The 15,673-nt window shown below is 44.7% G+C and carries 30 protein-coding genes and 1 pseudogene; 29 read left to right on the top strand and 2 right to left on the bottom strand.

Features of this window, described 5'->3' with window-relative positions; all coding sequences use genetic code 11:
* The 29 genes and pseudogenes from F0249_RS15940 to rplQ form a co-directional block, all read left to right on the top strand.
* Positions 1 to 111: pseudogene (locus tag F0249_RS15940) on the top strand (elongation factor Tu); the annotation flags it as partial.
* A gap of 428 nt (positions 112 to 539) precedes the next feature.
* The gene (gene rpsJ, locus F0249_RS15935; protein ID WP_017053625.1) at positions 540 to 851 is read left to right on the top strand and encodes a 30S ribosomal protein S10; all 312 of its coding nucleotides are present in this window, start codon (positions 540 to 542) and stop codon (positions 849 to 851) included.
* A gap of 14 nt (positions 852 to 865) precedes the next feature.
* The gene (rplC, locus tag F0249_RS15930) at positions 866 to 1,495 is read left to right on the top strand and encodes a 50S ribosomal protein L3 (RefSeq protein WP_171757162.1); all 630 of its coding nucleotides are present in this window, start codon (positions 866 to 868) and stop codon (positions 1,493 to 1,495) included.
* A 16-nt stretch (positions 1,496 to 1,511) separates the two neighbouring features.
* Positions 1,512 to 2,114 carry a 50S ribosomal protein L4 gene (rplD, locus tag F0249_RS15925; protein WP_113795473.1) on the top strand — a complete coding sequence of 201 codons (603 nt, stop codon included), beginning with the start codon at positions 1,512 to 1,514 and terminating at the stop codon, positions 2,112 to 2,114.
* Positions 2,111 to 2,413 carry a 50S ribosomal protein L23 gene (gene rplW, locus F0249_RS15920; protein WP_017029101.1) on the top strand — a complete coding sequence of 101 codons (303 nt, stop codon included), beginning with the start codon at positions 2,111 to 2,113 and terminating at the stop codon, positions 2,411 to 2,413. Before rplD ends, rplW begins: the two co-directional genes overlap by 4 nt.
* 15 nt (positions 2,414 to 2,428) lie before the next feature.
* A complete protein-coding gene (gene rplB / locus F0249_RS15915; RefSeq protein WP_113795474.1) occupies positions 2,429 to 3,253 on the top strand; it encodes a 50S ribosomal protein L2 in 825 nt (274 codons plus the stop codon).
* 19 nt (positions 3,254 to 3,272) lie between these two features.
* Positions 3,273 to 3,551 carry a 30S ribosomal protein S19 gene (gene rpsS / locus F0249_RS15910; RefSeq protein ID WP_005435078.1) on the top strand — a complete coding sequence of 93 codons (279 nt, stop codon included), beginning with the start codon at positions 3,273 to 3,275 and terminating at the stop codon, positions 3,549 to 3,551.
* A gap of 10 nt (positions 3,552 to 3,561) precedes the next feature.
* On the top strand, positions 3,562 to 3,894 hold the full coding sequence (gene rplV, locus F0249_RS15905) for a 50S ribosomal protein L22 (RefSeq protein WP_026026743.1): 333 nt from the start codon (positions 3,562 to 3,564) through the stop codon (positions 3,892 to 3,894).
* An 18-nt stretch (positions 3,895 to 3,912) separates the two neighbouring features.
* A complete protein-coding gene (rpsC, locus tag F0249_RS15900; protein WP_113795475.1) occupies positions 3,913 to 4,611 on the top strand; it encodes a 30S ribosomal protein S3 in 699 nt (232 codons plus the stop codon).
* 11 nt (positions 4,612 to 4,622) lie between these two features.
* Positions 4,623 to 5,033 carry a 50S ribosomal protein L16 gene (gene rplP, locus F0249_RS15895; protein WP_017051433.1) on the top strand — a complete coding sequence of 137 codons (411 nt, stop codon included), beginning with the start codon at positions 4,623 to 4,625 and terminating at the stop codon, positions 5,031 to 5,033.
* Complete coding sequence (gene rpmC, locus F0249_RS15890; protein WP_113795476.1) at positions 5,033 to 5,224, top strand: 50S ribosomal protein L29; 192 nt, start codon at positions 5,033 to 5,035, stop codon at positions 5,222 to 5,224. The genes rplP and rpmC overlap by 1 nt, the downstream gene beginning before the upstream one ends.
* Positions 5,224 to 5,478: a 30S ribosomal protein S17 gene (gene rpsQ, locus F0249_RS15885; RefSeq protein WP_113795477.1), complete on the top strand. Its 255-nt coding sequence runs from the start codon at positions 5,224 to 5,226 to the stop codon at positions 5,476 to 5,478. Before rpmC ends, rpsQ begins: the two co-directional genes overlap by 1 nt.
* Positions 5,479 to 5,639: 161 nt before the next feature.
* A complete protein-coding gene (gene rplN, locus F0249_RS15880) occupies positions 5,640 to 6,011 on the top strand; it encodes a 50S ribosomal protein L14 (RefSeq protein WP_017051436.1) in 372 nt (123 codons plus the stop codon).
* Between the two features lie 13 nt (positions 6,012 to 6,024).
* Positions 6,025 to 6,342 (top strand): 50S ribosomal protein L24, encoded by a 318-nt coding sequence (rplX, locus tag F0249_RS15875; RefSeq protein WP_113795478.1) that lies wholly within the window; start codon positions 6,025 to 6,027, stop codon positions 6,340 to 6,342.
* Between the two features lie 23 nt (positions 6,343 to 6,365).
* Positions 6,366 to 6,905 (top strand): 50S ribosomal protein L5, encoded by a 540-nt coding sequence (rplE, locus tag F0249_RS15870; RefSeq protein WP_017051438.1) that lies wholly within the window; start codon positions 6,366 to 6,368, stop codon positions 6,903 to 6,905.
* A gap of 17 nt (positions 6,906 to 6,922) precedes the next feature.
* Positions 6,923 to 7,228: a 30S ribosomal protein S14 gene (rpsN, locus tag F0249_RS15865; protein ID WP_017051439.1), complete on the top strand. Its 306-nt coding sequence runs from the start codon at positions 6,923 to 6,925 to the stop codon at positions 7,226 to 7,228.
* Between the two features lie 29 nt (positions 7,229 to 7,257).
* Positions 7,258 to 7,650: a 30S ribosomal protein S8 gene (gene rpsH / locus F0249_RS15860; RefSeq protein ID WP_017051440.1), complete on the top strand. Its 393-nt coding sequence runs from the start codon at positions 7,258 to 7,260 to the stop codon at positions 7,648 to 7,650.
* A 12-nt stretch (positions 7,651 to 7,662) separates the two neighbouring features.
* The gene (gene rplF / locus F0249_RS15855; protein ID WP_113795479.1) at positions 7,663 to 8,196 is read left to right on the top strand and encodes a 50S ribosomal protein L6; all 534 of its coding nucleotides are present in this window, start codon (positions 7,663 to 7,665) and stop codon (positions 8,194 to 8,196) included.
* A 9-nt stretch (positions 8,197 to 8,205) separates the two neighbouring features.
* On the top strand, positions 8,206 to 8,559 hold the full coding sequence (gene rplR / locus F0249_RS15850; protein WP_113795480.1) for a 50S ribosomal protein L18: 354 nt from the start codon (positions 8,206 to 8,208) through the stop codon (positions 8,557 to 8,559).
* Between the two features lie 14 nt (positions 8,560 to 8,573).
* Positions 8,574 to 9,074, top strand: a complete 501-nt coding sequence (gene rpsE / locus F0249_RS15845) for a 30S ribosomal protein S5 (protein WP_113795481.1) — start codon at positions 8,574 to 8,576, stop codon at positions 9,072 to 9,074.
* Positions 9,075 to 9,079: 5 nt separating this feature from the next.
* Positions 9,080 to 9,259 (top strand): 50S ribosomal protein L30, encoded by a 180-nt coding sequence (gene rpmD, locus F0249_RS15840; protein WP_017051444.1) that lies wholly within the window; start codon positions 9,080 to 9,082, stop codon positions 9,257 to 9,259.
* A gap of 5 nt (positions 9,260 to 9,264) precedes the next feature.
* The gene (gene rplO, locus F0249_RS15835; RefSeq protein ID WP_017051445.1) at positions 9,265 to 9,699 is read left to right on the top strand and encodes a 50S ribosomal protein L15; all 435 of its coding nucleotides are present in this window, start codon (positions 9,265 to 9,267) and stop codon (positions 9,697 to 9,699) included.
* Positions 9,700 to 9,719: 20 nt separating this feature from the next.
* The gene (secY, locus tag F0249_RS15830) at positions 9,720 to 11,054 is read left to right on the top strand and encodes a preprotein translocase subunit SecY (protein WP_017051446.1); all 1,335 of its coding nucleotides are present in this window, start codon (positions 9,720 to 9,722) and stop codon (positions 11,052 to 11,054) included.
* A gap of 40 nt (positions 11,055 to 11,094) precedes the next feature.
* Positions 11,095 to 11,208, top strand: coding sequence for a 50S ribosomal protein L36 (gene rpmJ / locus F0249_RS15825; protein ID WP_000868186.1), 114 nt, complete (start codon positions 11,095 to 11,097; stop codon positions 11,206 to 11,208).
* A 148-nt stretch (positions 11,209 to 11,356) separates the two neighbouring features.
* Positions 11,357 to 11,713, top strand: coding sequence for a 30S ribosomal protein S13 (rpsM, locus tag F0249_RS15820; RefSeq protein ID WP_017051447.1), 357 nt, complete (start codon positions 11,357 to 11,359; stop codon positions 11,711 to 11,713).
* 19 nt (positions 11,714 to 11,732) lie between these two features.
* On the top strand, positions 11,733 to 12,122 hold the full coding sequence (gene rpsK / locus F0249_RS15815) for a 30S ribosomal protein S11 (protein ID WP_004738778.1): 390 nt from the start codon (positions 11,733 to 11,735) through the stop codon (positions 12,120 to 12,122).
* A 33-nt stretch (positions 12,123 to 12,155) separates the two neighbouring features.
* Positions 12,156 to 12,776, top strand: coding sequence for a 30S ribosomal protein S4 (gene rpsD, locus F0249_RS15810; protein WP_017051448.1), 621 nt, complete (start codon positions 12,156 to 12,158; stop codon positions 12,774 to 12,776).
* Positions 12,777 to 12,799: 23 nt separating this feature from the next.
* Positions 12,800 to 13,792 carry a DNA-directed RNA polymerase subunit alpha gene (rpoA, locus tag F0249_RS15805; RefSeq protein ID WP_017051449.1) on the top strand — a complete coding sequence of 331 codons (993 nt, stop codon included), beginning with the start codon at positions 12,800 to 12,802 and terminating at the stop codon, positions 13,790 to 13,792.
* A gap of 25 nt (positions 13,793 to 13,817) precedes the next feature.
* Positions 13,818 to 14,198, top strand: a complete 381-nt coding sequence (gene rplQ, locus F0249_RS15800; protein ID WP_004729812.1) for a 50S ribosomal protein L17 — start codon at positions 13,818 to 13,820, stop codon at positions 14,196 to 14,198.
* Positions 14,199 to 14,411: 213 nt separating this feature from the next.
* Here rplQ and F0249_RS15795 read toward each other — a convergent pair whose 3' ends face one another.
* Positions 14,412 to 14,912, bottom strand: coding sequence for a DUF2780 domain-containing protein (locus F0249_RS15795; RefSeq protein WP_113795482.1), 501 nt, complete (start codon positions 14,910 to 14,912; stop codon positions 14,412 to 14,414).
* Between the two features lie 93 nt (positions 14,913 to 15,005).
* Entirely contained in the window at positions 15,006 to 15,626 is a 621-nt protein-coding gene (locus F0249_RS15790) for an FKBP-type peptidyl-prolyl cis-trans isomerase (protein ID WP_017051451.1), read from the bottom strand.
* Positions 15,627 to 15,673: the final 47 nt, after the last annotated feature.

Here is a 15,673-nt window from a genome sequence, read left to right as displayed (position 1 = left end):
ATGACGGTTGAGCTAATCGCTCCAATCGCAATGGACGACGGTCTACGCTTCGCAATCCGTGAAGGTGGCCGTACAGTTGGTGCTGGTGTTGTTGCTAAAATCTTCGCTTAATTTCGAATGATTTTGCACTCTTATTATTAAGAGCCGCATTGATGAAAAAAGGAAGCTTCGGCTTCCTTTTTTATTGTTGGTAATGAATTCCCCTCTGAATTTTCCTCGATATAAAGTTTAAAATGCTTCTTCGATTATTTTTTCACCCAAACTATTGCATCCTAAACTGTGATCTGTATAATGCATCGCACTGGTTAAGCCAGTTGTGAACCAATAAGCATCGAGGAGCAAAACCTATTAGGTTTTGGTAATGTATACTCAGCTCATGTTCGCGGTTAATATTAATTAGTTTACTAATTATAGTTAGCTGACAATGTGTCCTAATTTTGGATACTACGGTTTCACATAAATCAATCGGCATTCACTCGTCTTAACGAGTTTGAGTGGCGATATTGTTTGTGTAATTTATTAAACTGGAGCTCTGTCTCATGCAGAACCAACGTATTCGTATCCGTCTAAAGGCGTTTGATTACAAGCTAATCGATCAGTCTACAGCGGAAATCGTTGAAACAGCAAAACGTACCGGCGCACAGGTTCGTGGTCCTATTCCACTACCTACTCGTAAAGAGCGTTTTACTATTCTTGTCTCTCCACACGTTAACAAAGATGCTCGTGACCAGTACGAAATCCGTACTCACAAGCGTTTGATCGATATCGTTGAGCCAACAGATAAAACTGTTGATGCTCTAATGCGTCTTGATCTAGCTGCTGGCGTTGATGTACAAATTAGCCTAGGTTAAGGGAGATTAGAATAATGATTGGTCTAGTCGGACGTAAAGTGGGTATGACCCGCGTATTTACCGAAGAAGGCGTTTCTATCCCAGTAACTGTTGTTGAGGTTGAAGCGAACCGTGTTTCTCAAGTTAAAACACTTGAAAAAGACGGCTACGCAGCAATCCAAGTAACTGCTGGTACTAAGAAAGCTAACCGTGTATCTAAGCCAGAAGCTGGTCACTTTGCGAAAGCAGGTGTTGAAGCGGGCCGCGGTCTTTGGGAATTCCGTTTAGAAAACGGAGAAGAGTTTGAAGTTGGCGCTGAGCTAAACGTAGAACTTTTCAATGAAATTAAAAAAGTAGACGTTACTGGCACATCTAAAGGTAAAGGCTTCCAAGGCGTAGTTAAGCGTTGGAATTTCTCTACACAAGATATGACTCACGGTAACTCTTTGTCTCACCGTGCACCGGGTTCAATTGGCCAATGTCAAACTCCAGGTCGCGTGTTTAAAGGCAAAAAAATGGCAGGTCACATGGGAGCTGAGCGTGTAACGACTCAAAACCTAGAGATCGTACGTGTTGACGCTGAGCGTAATCTACTCCTTATTAAAGGTGCAGTACCAGGCTCAACAGGTGGCAACGTGATCGTCAAACCTGCTGTTAAAGCATAACGTCTAGGAGTAAGTAATGGAATTGATGGTTAAAGGTGCCGATGCACTAACTGTTTCCGAGACTACTTTCGGACGTGACTTTAACGAAGCTCTAGTACACCAAGTGGTTGTTGCATATGCAGCAGGTGCTCGTCAAGGTACTCGTGCTCAAAAGACTCGTTCTGAAGTATCTGGCGGCGGTGCTAAGCCATGGCGTCAAAAAGGTACTGGCCGCGCTCGTGCTGGTACAATTCGTAGCCCAATCTGGCGTTCAGGTGGTGTTACTTTTGCTGCGAAACCACAAGATCACAGCCAAAAAGTTAACAAGAAAATGTACCGCGGTGCTATGAAGAGCATTCTTTCTGAGCTAGTTCGTCAAGAGCGTTTAATCGTTGTTGATAACTTCTCTGTAGAAGCTCCAAAGACAAAAGAATTAGTAGCTAAGCTTAATGAACTTGAGCTAAGTGACGTTCTGATTGTAACTGGCGAAGTAGATGAGAATCTATTCTTAGCTGCTCGTAACCTATACAAAGTTGATGCACGTGACGTTGCTGGTATTGATCCAGTATCTCTAATTGCATTCAACAAGGTTCTAATGACTGCTGACGCAGTTAAGCAAGTTGAGGAGATGCTGGCATGATCACTGAAGAGCGTCTACTAAAAGTTCTACGTGCTCCACACATCTCTGAAAAAGCAACTATGGCAGCTGAAAAAGCGAACACTATCGTTTTTAAAGTAGCTAAAGATGCGACTAAGAAAGAGATCAAAGCAGCTGTAGAAAAGCTATTTGAAGTTGAAGTTAAGTCAGTAAATACTCTTGTTCTCAAGGGTAAGACCAAACGTCAAGGTATGCGTGAAGGCCGTCGTTCAGACGTTAAGAAAGCCTACGTTACTTTGAAAGAAGGTCAAGATCTTGACTTCGTTGGCGGTGCGGAATAACAGGAGTAGTTAAAAATGGCTATTGTTAAATGTAAGCCGACTTCCCCTGGTCGTCGTCACGTCGTTAAAGTTGTTAACGCTGACCTTCACAAGGGTAAGCCATACGCTCCACTTTTAGAGAAAAACTCTAAAAATGGTGGTCGTAACAACAACGGTCGTATTACAGTACGTCACATCGGTGGTGGTCATAAACATCATTACCGTTTAATTGACTTTAAACGTACTAAAGACGGTATTCCAGCGAAAGTTGAACGTCTAGAATACGATCCAAACCGTAGCGCTAACATCGCTCTAGTTCTGTACGCAGACGGTGAGCGTCGTTACATTATTGCACCAAAAGGTGTTCAAGCTGGTGATCAGATCCAATCTGGTGCGGATGCAGCAATTAAAGCAGGTAACACTCTGCCAATGCGCAACATCCCAGTAGGTTCTACTGTACACTGTGTTGAACTTAAACCTGGTAAAGGTGCACAACTAGCTCGTTCGGCTGGTGCTTATGCTCAAATCGTTGCTCGCGACGGTGCATACGTAACTATCCGTCTACGTTCTGGTGAAATGCGCAAAGTACTTTCTGAAGGCCGTGCAACTATCGGTGAAGTTGGTAACTCTGAGCATATGCTACGTGAACTTGGTAAAGCTGGTGCTAACCGCTGGCGCGGTGTTCGTCCTACCGTCCGCGGTGTGGTTATGAACCCAGTTGATCACCCACACGGTGGTGGTGAAGGTCGCACATCTGGCGGTCGTCACCCTGTATCACCTTGGGGTATGCCTACTAAAGGCTTCAAGACTCGTAAGAATAAATCTACTGACAAGTACATTGTACGTCGTCGTAATAAGTAATCTATAAAGAGGAATCGCCATGCCACGTTCTCTCAAGAAAGGTCCTTTCATTGACCTACACTTGCTGAAGAAGGTAGAGAAAGCGGTGGAAAGCGGAGACAAAAAGCCTATTAAGACTTGGTCCCGTCGCTCAATGATCATCCCAACAATGATTGGTTTGACCATCGCTGTCCATAATGGTCGTCAGCACGTACCAGTTTTCGTTACCGAAGAAATGATCGGTCACAAACTGGGCGAATTCGCACCAACTCGCACTTATCGCGGCCATGCTGCAGATAAGAAAGCTAAGAAGCGTTAAGGAGTAGATGATGGAAGCACTAGCTAAACATAACTTTGCTCGCATTTCGCCTCAGAAAGCTCGCTTAGTTGCAGACCAAATTCGCGGTAAATCTGTTGATCAGGCTCTAGAAATTTTAACATTCAGCAACAAAAAAGCTGCTGTGTTAATCAAGAAAGTTCTTGAATCAGCAATCGCCAACGCGGAACACAACGAAGGTGCAGATATTGATGATCTTAATGTCGCTAAAATCTTCGTAGATGAAGGCCCTATCATGAAGCGCATTATGCCTCGTGCTAAAGGTCGTGCGGATCGTATCTTGAAGCGTTCAAGCCACATCAGCATCGTTGTAGCTGATCGCTAGAGACTAGGAGAGTAAGCAATGGGTCAGAAAGTACATCCTAATGGTATTCGTCTTGGCATCGTCAAGCCTTGGAATGCTACATGGTTTGCTAATACCAAAGATTTCGCTGCCAACCTAGACGGCGACTTCAAGGTACGTCAGTTCCTAACTAAAGAACTGAAAAAAGCGTCTCTTTCACGTATCGTTATCGAACGTCCTGCTAAGAGTGTTCGTGTGACTATTCACACAGCTCGTCCAGGCGTTGTTATCGGTAAGAAAGGCGAAGACGTTGAGAAGCTACGCGCAGCTGTAGCTAAAATTGCAGGCGTACCAGCACAAATCAACATCGCTGAAGTACGTAAGCCTGAGCTAGACGGTCAACTTGTGGCTGATAGCATCGCATCTCAACTAGAACGTCGTGTGATGTTCCGTCGCGCTATGAAGCGTGCGGTACAGAATGCTATGCGTCTAGGCGCTAAAGGCATCAAAGTACAAGTAGGCGGCCGTTTAGGCGGTGCTGAAATTGCACGTTCTGAGTGGTATCGTGAAGGTCGTGTACCTCTACATACTCTACGTGCTGACATTGATTACGCAACTTCTTCGGCTCACACCCAATACGGTGTGATCGGCATTAAAGTTTGGATCTTCAAAGGTGAGATTCTAGACGGAATGCCTGCTGCTAACGCAGTAGAGCCAAAGGCTGATAAGCCTAAGAAGCAGCGTAAAGGCCGTAAGTAAGGAGTCGAGACATGCTACAACCTAAACGTACTAAGTTCCGCAAGGTTATGACAGGTCGCAACCGTGGTCTAGCTAAAGGTACTGATGTAAGCTTCGGCGAATTCGGTCTTAAAGCTATTGGCCGTGGTCGTCTGACTGCTCGTCAAATTGAAGCGGCACGTCGTGCAATGACACGTCACGTTAAGCGTCAAGGTCAAATCTGGATCCGTGTGTTCCCAGACAAACCAATCACAGAAAAACCACTTGAAGTTCGTCAAGGTAAGGGTAAAGGTAACGTTGAGTACTGGGTAGCCCAAATCCAACCTGGAAAGGTAATGTACGAGATGGGTGGTGTACCTGAAGAATTGGCACGTGAAGCGTTCCGCCTAGCGGCTCGTAAACTGCCTTTCAAAACTACCTTTGTAACTAAGCAGGTGATGTGATGAAAGCACAAGATCTACGCGAAAAAAACGTTGAAGAGCTAAATGCAGAGCTTTTGGGTTTGCTACGTGAACAGTTCAACTTGCGCATGCAAGCTGCTACTGGTCAACTACAGCAGACTCATACTCTAAAAACTGTTCGTCGTGATATCGCACGTGTGAAAACTGTTTTGACTGAGAAGGCAGACGCATAATGAGCGAACAAAGTCGTACACAACAAGGTCGTGTTATTAGCGATAAGATGGATAAATCTATCGTTGTTGCTATCGAGCGCGTGGTAAAACACCCAGTTTACGGTAAATACGTAAAGCGCACGACCAAAGTACACGCACATGATGAAAACAACGAATGTCGTCTAGGCGACTCAGTTGAAATTCATGAGTGTCGTCCACTGTCTAAGACTAAGTCTTGGGCATTGGTAAAAGTTATCGAAAAGGCGAAGATTTAATCTCGCTTATTCAATAACTTCCAAGCGGCTCCAAAATAATTTTGGGGCCGCTTGTTTTTTGTCTACCCAATCACAAAAAAGGGTGGTACAATTCGCGTCCCTTTTAAAGAGGCAGCCCGACCCGTGATGGGTCTAGTTTTAATATTTAGCGGAGCACTAACATGATCCAAATGCAAAGTACACTCGACGCTGCGGATAACTCCGGCGCTCGTAGAGTAATGTGTATTAAGGTTCTGGGTGGCTCTCACCGCCGTTATGCACATATCGGAGACATCATTAAAGTTACTGTTAAGGAAGCAATTCCTCGCGGTAAAGTTAAAAAAGGTGATGTTCTTAAGGCGGTTGTAGTGCGCACCCGTAAAGGCGTTCGTCGTCCAGACGGTTCTGTCATTCGCTTCGACCGTAATGCTTGCGTATTGTTGAACGACACTACTGAGCAACCAGTCGGTACACGTATCTTTGGGCCAGTGACTCGTGAACTTCGTAACTCGAAATTCATGAAGATTGTTTCACTAGCACCTGAAGTTCTGTAAGGAGCGTTACAAAATGGCAGCTAAAATCCGTCGTAATGACGAAGTAATCATTCTTGCTGGTAAAGATAAAGGCAAGAAAGGTAAGGTAACTAAGGTTCTGACAACTGGTAAAGTTATCGTTGAAGGTATCAACCTTGTGAAAAAGCACCAAAAGCCGGTTCCGGCTCTAGGTCAGCAAGGTGGCATCGTTGAACAAGAAGCAGCAATTGATGCTTCTAACGTTGCAATCTTTAACGCGGCTACTGGTAAAGCAGACCGTATCGGTTTCCGTATCGAAGATGGTAAGAAAGTTCGTTTCTTTAAATCTAACGGCGAAATCGTTTCTAACTAATAGAAGTAATTTGGAGTTCTACTATGGCGAAACTGCATGATTACTACAAGTCGTCTGTAGTCGCTGAACTTACCAAAGAGTTCAGCTACACAAGCGTCATGCAAGTCCCTAGGATTGATAAAATCACCCTAAACATGGGCGTTGGTGAAGCAATCAACGATAAGAAACTACTAGAAAATGCAGCATCTGATATGGCAACGATCTCTGGTCAAAAGCCGCTTATCACTAAAGCTCGCAAATCTGTAGCTGGTTTCAAAATTCGTGAAGGCTACCCAATCGGTTGTAAAGTAACCTTGCGTGGCGAGCGTATGTGGGAGTTCTTAGAGCGTTTAATCTCTATTGCTCTTCCACGTGTACGTGATTTCCGTGGTGTTAGCGCTAAGTCTTTTGACGGACGCGGTAACTACAGCATGGGCGTTCGCGAGCAAATCATCTTTCCGGAAATCGACTACGATAAAGTCGATCGTGTCCGCGGTCTTGATATTACTATCACGACGACTGCAGGCTCCGATGAGGAAGGCCGTGCTTTGCTGGCTGCCTTTAACTTCCCATTCCGTAAGTAAGGTGAAGGGTTACTGTTATGGCTAAACAATCAATGAAAGCACGTGAAGTTAAACGTGCGAAGCTAGTAGCTAAGTTCGCTGAAAAGCGTTCTGCGTTAAAAGCTCTTATTAGCGATGTAAACGCATCTGAAGAAGATCGTTGGAATGCAGTTCTTAAACTGCAAGCTCTTCCTCGTGATTCAAGTGCATCACGTCAGCGTAACCGTTGCAACCAAACTGGTCGCCCACACGGTTTCCTACGTAAATTCGGTCTAAGCCGTATTAAGGTTCGCGAAGCTTGCATGAAAGGCGAGATTCCGGGTCTTCGTAAGGCTAGCTGGTAATTGCCACTTAATCATTTGGAGTAAATCTTATGAGCATGCAAGATCCGATTTCGGATATGCTGACCCGCGTTCGTAACGGTCAATCAGCAAATAAAGTTGCTGTGAAAATGCCTTCTTCAAAGCTTAAAGTTGCAATTGCTGCATTACTTAAAGCTGAAGGTTATATCGCTGAATTCGCTGTTGAAGGCGAAGTAAAACCAGAGCTAGAAGTTACACTTAAGTACTTCCAAGCTAAACCTGTAATCGAGCAAATCCAACGTGTATCACGTCCTGGTCTTCGCGTCTATAAAAATAAAGACTCGTTACCGTCTGTGATGGGTGGTCTGGGTATTGCTGTAGTGTCCACTTCCAAGGGTCTGATGTCTGACCGTGCTGCTCGTAAAGCAGGTCTTGGTGGTGAAATCATCTGCTACGTAGCTTAATAGGAGTAGGATATGTCTCGTGTTGCTAAGGCACCTGTTGCAATTCCTGCCGGCGTAGAGTTGAAACTAAACGGCCAGGAAATCACTGTTAAAGGTGGTAAAGGTGAACTAACTCGCGTTCTAAACAACGCTGTAGTTATCTCACAGGAAGATAACACCATTACGTTCGGTCCACGCGAAGGCGTAGCTAACGCATGGGCACAAGCAGGCACAGCACGTGCTCTTGTGAACAATATGGTTGTTGGTGTTACTGAAGGCTTTACTAAGAAGCTGACCCTTAAGGGTGTAGGTTACCGTGCTGCTATGAAAGGCAACGCTGTAGGCCTAACTTTGGGCTTCTCACACCCTGTAGAGCATGCTCTACCAGAAGGTGTTAAAGCTGAATGTCCAAGTCAAACTGAGATCGTTATTACTGGTTGTGATAAACAACTAGTAGGTCAAGTTGCGGCTGACATTCGTTCTTACCGTGAGCCTGAACCTTATAAAGGTAAAGGTGTTCGTTACGCAGATGAAAATGTGCGTACTAAAGAAGCTAAGAAGAAGTAAGGTAACACTATGGATAAGAAAGCATCTCGCATCCGTCGTGCTACACGTGCGCGTCGTAAGATTGCGGAACTGGGTGCAACTCGCCTAGTAGTACACCGTACTCCTCGTCACGTGTATGCTCAGGTTATTGCATCAAATGGCTCTGAGGTTATCGCTGCAGCTTCTACCGTAGAAAAAGCGATCCGTGAGCAAGTTAAGAATACTGGTAACGTAGACGCTGCTGCAGCTGTAGGTAAAGCTATTGCTGAGCGCGCAATCGAAAAAGGCATTTCAAATGTTGCTTTCGATCGTTCTGGTTTCCAATACCACGGTCGAGTAGCGGCGCTAGCAGATTCTGCTCGCGAAGCTGGTCTGAAATTCTAAGGTAGGGTTGGAAGATGGCTAAAGAACAACAACAAGCTAGTGATTTGCAAGAAAAACTAATCGCTGTTAACCGTGTTTCTAAAACGGTTAAAGGTGGTCGAATCATGAGCTTCACTGCACTAACAGTAGTTGGTGACGGTAATGGTCGCATTGGTTTCGGTTACGGCAAAGCTCGTGAAGTACCAGCTGCGATTCAAAAAGCAATGGAAAAAGCGCGTCGTAACATGGTTACTATCGCACTTAACGAAGGCACACTTCACCACGCGGTGAAAGGTCGTCATTCGGGCTCTAAGATCTACATGCAGCAAGCTGCAGAAGGTACAGGTATCATCGCCGGTGGCGCGATGCGTGCAGTACTTGAAGTTGTAGGTGTACGTAACGTATTAGCAAAAGCTTACGGTTCTACTAACCCAATCAACGTTGTTCGCGCAACGATTGCTGGTCTAGCAGACGTTAAGTCACCAGAAATGGTTGCAGCTAAACGTGGTCTAACCGTTAAAACAATTTCGGAGTAAGAACCATGGCTAATACTATTAAAGTGACTCAAACTAAGAGCTCAATTGGTCGCCTACCTAAGCACAAAGCGTGCTTGAAAGGTTTAGGCCTTCGTCGCATCAACCATACAGTAGAACTTGAAGATACACCGTGTATTCGCGGTATGATCAACAAGGTTTACTACATGGTTAAGATTGAGGAGTAATCAGAATGCGTTTGAATACTCTATCACCGGCTGCTGGCTCTAAACCTTCTAAGAAGCGTGTAGGTCGTGGTATCGGTTCTGGCCTTGGTAAAACAGGTGGCCGCGGCCACAAAGGTCAAAAATCACGCTCTGGCGGTTCTGTTCGTCCAGGTTTTGAAGGCGGTCAAATGCCTTTGAAACAGCGTCTACCTAAATTCGGTTTCACATCTCGTAAGAGCCTTGTGACTGCTGAAATTCGTCTAGCTGAGCTAGCGAATGTTACTGGTGACGTAGTTGACTTGAACAGCCTTAAAGCGGCTAACTTAGTAACTAAGAACATCGAATTTGTAAAAATCGTACTTTCTGGTGAACTAAGCAAAGCTGTGACTGTTAAAGGTCTACGCGTGACTAAAGGCGCTAAAGCTGCAATCGAAGCTGCAGGCGGTAAAATCGAGGAATAATCTCGAGGAACGAGGTACAGATGGCTAAGAAACCAGGACAAGATTTTCGTAGTGCTCAGAGCGGTTTAAGTGAATTAAAGTCGCGCTTGTTATTCGTAATATGTGCACTTTTAGTATTCCGAGCCGGTTCTTTTGTGCCGATTCCTGGTATTGACGCAGCTGTACTTGCCGATTTGTTCGAGCAGCAAAAAGGTACCATCGTAGAAATGTTTAACATGTTCTCCGGTGGTGCTCTTGAGCGTGCATCTATATTAGCATTGGGCATCATGCCGTATATTTCGGCATCTATTGTTGTCCAATTGCTAACTGTAGTTCATCCAGCGTTAGCGGAACTCAAAAAAGAGGGTGAAGCAGGCCGTCGTAAGATAAGCCAATATACGCGTTATGGCACGCTTGTACTTGCAACGTTCCAAGCTATAGGTATCGCAACAGGCCTACCAAACATGGTCGATAATCTGGTTGTTATCAACCAAACCATGTTTACGCTTATTGCTACCGTGAGTTTAGTAACTGGTACCATGTTTTTGATGTGGTTAGGTGAACAAATTACAGAGCGTGGAATCGGTAATGGTATTTCAATACTAATTTTTGCAGGTATTGTTGCAGGGTTGCCTTCGGCAATCGGACAAACAATTGAGCAAGCGCGTCAAGGTGAATTGCACGTACTTCTTCTATTGTTTATTGCGGTATTATCTTTTGCTGTTATCTACTTCGTAGTTTTCATGGAGCGTGGTCAACGTCGTATCGTCGTTAATTATGCAAAACGTCAACAAGGTCGTAAGGTATTCGCAGCACAAAGTTCTCACTTGCCACTTAAAATTAATATGGCAGGTGTAATACCAGCAATTTTTGCATCAAGTATTATCTTGTTCCCAGGAACATTGGCTCAATGGTTTGGTCAAAATGGTGAGAGCAGCGCATTCGGTTGGTTAACTGATGTGTCTTTGGCTCTTAGCCCTGGTCAACCGTTGTATGTAATGCTTTATGCTGCTGCAATTATTTTCTTCTGTTTCTTTTATACAGCGTTGGTGTTTAACCCACGTGAAACAGCGGATAACTTGAAGAAGTCAGGTGCATTCGTACCCGGCATCCGCCCAGGTGAGCAGACAGCGAAATATATCGATAAAGTGATGACTAGACTAACCTTAGCTGGTGCTCTATACATTACTTTTATATGTCTGATTCCTGAGTTCATGATGGTCGCTTGGAACGTACGTTTCTATTTTGGCGGCACATCACTACTTATCGTAGTGGTAGTTATCATGGATTTCATGGCACAGGTACAGACTCATCTGATGTCACAACAGTATGATTCTGTGTTGAAAAAAGCGAATCTGAAAGGTTACGGCCGTTAATTCGGTTGTAGAAGTTCAGTTCCAATTACGGAGTTTAGCAATGAAAGTTCGTGCTTCCGTTAAAAAAATCTGCCGTAACTGTAAAGTTATCAAGCGCAACGGTGTTGTGCGCGTAATTTGCAGTGAGCCAAAGCACAAACAGCGCCAAGGCTAATTAGCAGAAATTTTTACTTGAAATATAAGGGTTGGTCGAGTATATTCCTCGGCCTACCTTTTGCGTGCAAAAGAAGTAGTATGCCGCAGCGTATCCTCGACGGGCTTTGCTGCGGATAATTCTTTATTAAAGTACCTAGGAGTGAATAGTGGCCCGTATAGCAGGCATTAACATTCCTGATCAAAAACATGCTGTGATTGCACTTACTGCAATCTTCGGCATCGGTAAGACCCGTTCTCAAGCTATTTTAGCTGAAGTGGGTATTGCTGAGAATGTTAAGATCAGTGAACTAACTGAAGAGCAGATCGATCAACTGCGTGATGGTGTAGCTAAGTACACTGTAGAAGGTGATCTACGTCGTGAAGTATCGATGAACATCAAGCGTCTTATGGACCTTGGCTGTTACCGCGGTCTTCGTCATCGTCGCAGTCTACCACTACGTGGACAGCGTACTAAAACCAACGCTCGCACCCGTAAGGGTCCGCGCAAGCCGATCAAGAAATAGTCGGATAAGGTAGAGTACAATGGCAAAACAACCAACTCGCGCGCGTAAGCGCGTACGCAAGCAAGTCGCAGATGGCGTAGCGCACATCCATGCTTCTTTTAACAATACCATCGTAACCATCACTGACCGTCAAGGTAACGCACTAGCTTGGGCTACTGCAGGTGGTTCTGGTTTCCGCGGTTCTCGCAAATCTACTCCGTTCGCAGCACAAGTTGCAGCTGAACGTTGTGGTGAAATGGCTAAAGAATATGGCCTAAAGAACTTGGAAGTTATGGTTAAGGGTCCAGGTCCAGGTCGTGAATCTACTGTTCGCGCACTGAACGCTGCTGGTTTCCGTATCACAAACATTGTAGATGCGACTCCTATCCCTCATAACGGTTGTCGTCCACCTAAGAAACGTCGCGTATAACGTTCACGTTTCTAGGAATATTGGAGAAGAATCATGGCAAGATATTTGGGTCCTAAGCTGAAGCTTAGTCGTCGCGAAGGCACTGACTTATTCCTTAAGTCTGGTGTTCGTGCGATTGATACCAAGTGTAAAATTGATAACGCACCAGGTGTACACGGCGCTCGTCGCGGTCGTTTATCTGAGTACGGTGTTCAGCTTCGTGAGAAGCAAAAAGTACGTCGTATCTATGGCGTTCTAGAAAAACAATTCCGTAACTACTACAAAGAAGCTGCGCGTCTTAAAGGCAATACAGGTGCAAACCTACTTCAGCTTCTTGAAGGTCGTCTTGATAACGTAGTTTACCGTATGGGCTTTGGCGCTACTCGTGCTGAATCTCGTCAACTAGTTAGCCACAAAGCTATCCTAGTTAACGGTAAAGTTGTTAACGTTCCTTCTTTCAAAGTAGATGCTAATGACGTTGTGTCAATTCGTGAGAAAGCTAAACAGCAATCTCGCATTAAAGCAGCTCTAGAAGTTGCTGAACAACGTGAAAAAGCAACTTGGATTGAAGTCGATGCTGGCAAAATGGAAGGTACATTCAAGCGTATGCCTGAACGTTCTGACTTATCAGCTGACATCAACGAACACTTGATCGTCGAACTTTACTCTAAGTAAGGTTAAACTAAAGAGAGGACACAATGCAGGGTTCTGTAACAGAATTTCTTAAGCCACGTCTTGTTGACATCGAACAGATCAATACAACACATGCAAAAGTAACTCTTGAGCCATTAGAGCGTGGCTTTGGCCACACTCTAGGTAATGCGCTTCGCCGCATTCTACTATCTTCTATGCCGGGTTGTGCCGTAACAGAAGTAGAGATTGAAGGTGTACTACATGAGTACAGCACTAAAGAAGGCGTTCAAGAAGATGTTCTTGAAATTCTTCTAAACCTTAAAGGTTTGGCTGTGCTTGTTGCCGAAGGCAAAGATGAAGTGTTTATTACGCTTAACAAATCAGGCTCAGGCCCTGTTGTTGCAGGTGACATCACCCATGATGGTGATGTAGAGATCGCTAATCCTGAACACGTTATTTGTCATCTAACTGATGACAACGCTGAGATCGCTATGCGTATCAAAGTTGAACGTGGTCGTGGTTACGTTCCAGCTTCAGCTCGTATCCATACTGAAGAAGATGAGCGTCCAATCGGTCGTCTACTTGTTGATGCTACTTACAGCCCAGTCGATAAAATCGCCTATGCAGTAGAAGCAGCACGTGTAGAACAACGTACAGATTTAGACAAGCTTGTTATCGATATGGAAACGAACGGTACTCTAGAACCTGAGGAAGCGATTCGTCGCGCAGCTACTATTTTAGCTGAGCAACTGGACGCGTTCGTAGATCTTCGTGATGTACGTGTACCTGAGGAGAAGGAAGAGAAGCCGGAATTCGATCCAATCCTACTGCGTCCTGTAGACGATCTTGAACTAACAGTTCGCTCTGCTAACTGTTTGAAGGCAGAAGCGATTCACTACATCGGTGATCTAGTGCAGCGTACTGAGGTTGAGTTACTTAAAACTCCAAACCTTGGTAAGAAGTCTCTTACTGAAATTAAAGATGTTCTTGCTTCACGTGGACTGTCTCTGGGCATGCGCCTAGAAAACTGGCCACCAGCGTCTATTGCTGAAGATTAATCGTAAAAGTTAGAAGGATTAGGTCATGCGCCATCGTAAGAGTGGTCGTCAACTCAACCGCAACAGCAGTCATCGTAAAGCGATGTTCAGCAACATGGCTAGCTCTCTTGTTCGTCACGAAGTTATCAAAACTACCGTGCCTAAAGCAAAAGAACTACGTCGCGTAATTGAGCCTTTGATTACCCTAGCTAAGACAGACAGTGTTGCTAACCGTCGTCTTGCATTTGCACGCACTCGTGATAACGAAGTTGTTGCAAAATTGTTTAACGAACTTGGACCGCGTTTCGCGGCACGCCAAGGCGGTTACACTCGCATTCTTAAATGTGGTTTCCGTACTGGTGACAAAGCTCCAATGGCATACATTGAGCTTGTAGATCGCCCAGCTGCTGAAGAAGCTGCTGAGTAATCAGTTCGATAAAATAAAAGCCGAGCATTTATGCTCGGCTTTTTTGTACCCCAAAGAAAAGTTATTACTGTCTAGGTCATTAAGGCTATTAGGTTATCTAGGCTATTTAGGTTTTCAGGCTATCTAGTAGCCGCCAACCAACAAATTGATAGCAACCAACACGTTCGACGTAACAACATGCTTCTTGTTGATATTAGAAGCGATAAGTTAATTTTACTCAGCCCAAAGCCCTGTTACTGATTCCAATAGACCTGATGTCGCCCCTTGTTTGGCAAGATAGTCGATAATGACAGGTGCAAATTGCGCAATCATTCCAGGATCTAAGCCTAAAGTGCTGAAAACATTTTTTACAGCATCGATGTTTCCAACCATACTCATTAATCCTGAGGTTCCGCCTGTTAATGCCGACATTCCTGGGATAAGGCTTGAAAGCTCACTCTTATCATCACTGCCTAAACTACTGTTCGCCAAAGCAAGAAGAGCACCAGCACCACCTGCTGCCTGTTCGTTTGAAATAGGGAGTTGAGAAGTCAGTAATGAGGTGAGAGGTGACTCTTCAGATGCCGAGTTTGTTTGTGTTAGTGTATTTGTGACCATCGAGGATAAATCCGTTGCTGGGTCATCATCTGATTTTGAGCCAAAGCCAAAAAAAGCGTAACTGGGTGCGGAGCATAGAGAGAAACATATTGCTGCAGTACATAAGCGTCTATTCATTTTGAACTCTTGTCGTCGATTGTTATTACTTTTATTTTAGACGAAAAAAAGCGACGCAATTGCGTCGCTTTGATTTTTTATTAATTCTAAGAATTAAAGAATAGCTAGAAGCTCAACTTCAAACACAAGAGCTGCAAAAGGAGGGATTGCAGCGCCAGCGCCACGCTCACCATATGCAAGATCTTGTGGGATGTATAGTTTCCACTTAGAGCCAACAGGCATCATTTGTAGAGCTTGTACCCAACCTTGGATTACGCCAGTTACTGGGAATTCTGCAGGTTGACCACGAGAAACAGAGCTGTCAAAAACAGTACCGTCAGTTAGCTCACCGTGGTAATGAACACGAACTTGCTTGTCAGAAGTTGGAATTTCGCCAGTACCTTCTGTAAGGATTTCGTATTGTAGACCAGACTCAAGAACCGTTACTTCTGAACGAAGAGCGTTGTCAGTTAGGAATGCTTCACCGTCTGCTGCTGCTACTTTAGCAAGCTCTTGACGTGCTGCTTCACCACGAGTGTGTAGCTCTTGCAGTGCGTTGTTGATTTCGTCAACTTCGATAGCTGGCATGTCACCAACTAGTGCTGTTGCGATACCAGCAGCGATAGCGTCAACGTTAAGACCTTCAAGACCAGAACCCGCTAGTTGTTGGCCCATTTGTAGACCGATGCCGTAGCTTGCTTTTTGCTCTACTGTTTCAAATTTTACTTCAGACATGAATGTCACTCTTTATTTGTACAAAGAAAAGAGAAAGGATACCAGTA

Origin of the sequence: Vibrio sp. 03-59-1, assembly GCF_013114135.1 — a bacterium.
GTDB classification, from domain to species: Bacteria; Pseudomonadota; Gammaproteobacteria; order Enterobacterales; family Vibrionaceae; genus Vibrio; species Vibrio cortegadensis.
The sequence above is the reverse complement of the archived record's forward strand: the minus strand, read 5'-3'. Positions and strand labels throughout refer to the sequence as shown.

Bases quoted from the DNA above. Each gene is read 5' to 3' on its own strand.
- rpsE (WP_113795481.1), top strand. From the start codon at position 8,574: ATGGCTAAAGAACAACAACAAGCTAGTGATTTGCAAGAAAAACTAATC.
- rplC (WP_171757162.1), top strand. From the start codon at position 866: ATGATTGGTCTAGTCGGACGTAAAGTGGGTATGACCCGCGTATTTACC.
- rpsS (WP_005435078.1), top strand. From the start codon at position 3,273: ATGCCACGTTCTCTCAAGAAAGGTCCTTTCATTGACCTACACTTGCTG.
- rplF (WP_113795479.1), top strand. From the start codon at position 7,663: ATGTCTCGTGTTGCTAAGGCACCTGTTGCAATTCCTGCCGGCGTAGAG.
- rplN (WP_017051436.1), top strand. From the start codon at position 5,640: ATGATCCAAATGCAAAGTACACTCGACGCTGCGGATAACTCCGGCGCT.
- rplO (WP_017051445.1), top strand. From the start codon at position 9,265: ATGCGTTTGAATACTCTATCACCGGCTGCTGGCTCTAAACCTTCTAAG.
- rplP (WP_017051433.1), top strand. From the start codon at position 4,623: ATGCTACAACCTAAACGTACTAAGTTCCGCAAGGTTATGACAGGTCGC.
- rpsJ (WP_017053625.1), top strand. From the start codon at position 540: ATGCAGAACCAACGTATTCGTATCCGTCTAAAGGCGTTTGATTACAAG.
- rplV (WP_026026743.1), top strand. From the start codon at position 3,562: ATGGAAGCACTAGCTAAACATAACTTTGCTCGCATTTCGCCTCAGAAA.
- rplW (WP_017029101.1), top strand. From the start codon at position 2,111: ATGATCACTGAAGAGCGTCTACTAAAAGTTCTACGTGCTCCACACATC.
- rpsQ (WP_113795477.1), top strand. From the start codon at position 5,224: ATGAGCGAACAAAGTCGTACACAACAAGGTCGTGTTATTAGCGATAAG.
- rpsC (WP_113795475.1), top strand. From the start codon at position 3,913: ATGGGTCAGAAAGTACATCCTAATGGTATTCGTCTTGGCATCGTCAAG.
- F0249_RS15790 (WP_017051451.1), bottom strand. From the start codon at position 15,626: ATGTCTGAAGTAAAATTTGAAACAGTAGAGCAAAAAGCAAGCTACGGC.
- secY (WP_017051446.1), top strand. From the start codon at position 9,720: ATGGCTAAGAAACCAGGACAAGATTTTCGTAGTGCTCAGAGCGGTTTA.
- rplR (WP_113795480.1), top strand. From the start codon at position 8,206: ATGGATAAGAAAGCATCTCGCATCCGTCGTGCTACACGTGCGCGTCGT.
- rplE (WP_017051438.1), top strand. From the start codon at position 6,366: ATGGCGAAACTGCATGATTACTACAAGTCGTCTGTAGTCGCTGAACTT.
- rplX (WP_113795478.1), top strand. From the start codon at position 6,025: ATGGCAGCTAAAATCCGTCGTAATGACGAAGTAATCATTCTTGCTGGT.
- rplQ (WP_004729812.1), top strand. From the start codon at position 13,818: ATGCGCCATCGTAAGAGTGGTCGTCAACTCAACCGCAACAGCAGTCAT.
- rpoA (WP_017051449.1), top strand. From the start codon at position 12,800: ATGCAGGGTTCTGTAACAGAATTTCTTAAGCCACGTCTTGTTGACATC.
- rpmC (WP_113795476.1), top strand. From the start codon at position 5,033: ATGAAAGCACAAGATCTACGCGAAAAAAACGTTGAAGAGCTAAATGCA.
- rpmJ (WP_000868186.1), top strand. From the start codon at position 11,095: ATGAAAGTTCGTGCTTCCGTTAAAAAAATCTGCCGTAACTGTAAAGTT.
- rpsK (WP_004738778.1), top strand. From the start codon at position 11,733: ATGGCAAAACAACCAACTCGCGCGCGTAAGCGCGTACGCAAGCAAGTC.
- rplB (WP_113795474.1), top strand. From the start codon at position 2,429: ATGGCTATTGTTAAATGTAAGCCGACTTCCCCTGGTCGTCGTCACGTC.
- rpmD (WP_017051444.1), top strand. From the start codon at position 9,080: ATGGCTAATACTATTAAAGTGACTCAAACTAAGAGCTCAATTGGTCGC.
- rplD (WP_113795473.1), top strand. From the start codon at position 1,512: ATGGAATTGATGGTTAAAGGTGCCGATGCACTAACTGTTTCCGAGACT.
- rpsD (WP_017051448.1), top strand. From the start codon at position 12,156: ATGGCAAGATATTTGGGTCCTAAGCTGAAGCTTAGTCGTCGCGAAGGC.
- rpsN (WP_017051439.1), top strand. From the start codon at position 6,923: ATGGCTAAACAATCAATGAAAGCACGTGAAGTTAAACGTGCGAAGCTA.
- rpsH (WP_017051440.1), top strand. From the start codon at position 7,258: ATGAGCATGCAAGATCCGATTTCGGATATGCTGACCCGCGTTCGTAAC.
- F0249_RS15795 (WP_113795482.1), bottom strand. From the start codon at position 14,912: ATGAATAGACGCTTATGTACTGCAGCAATATGTTTCTCTCTATGCTCC.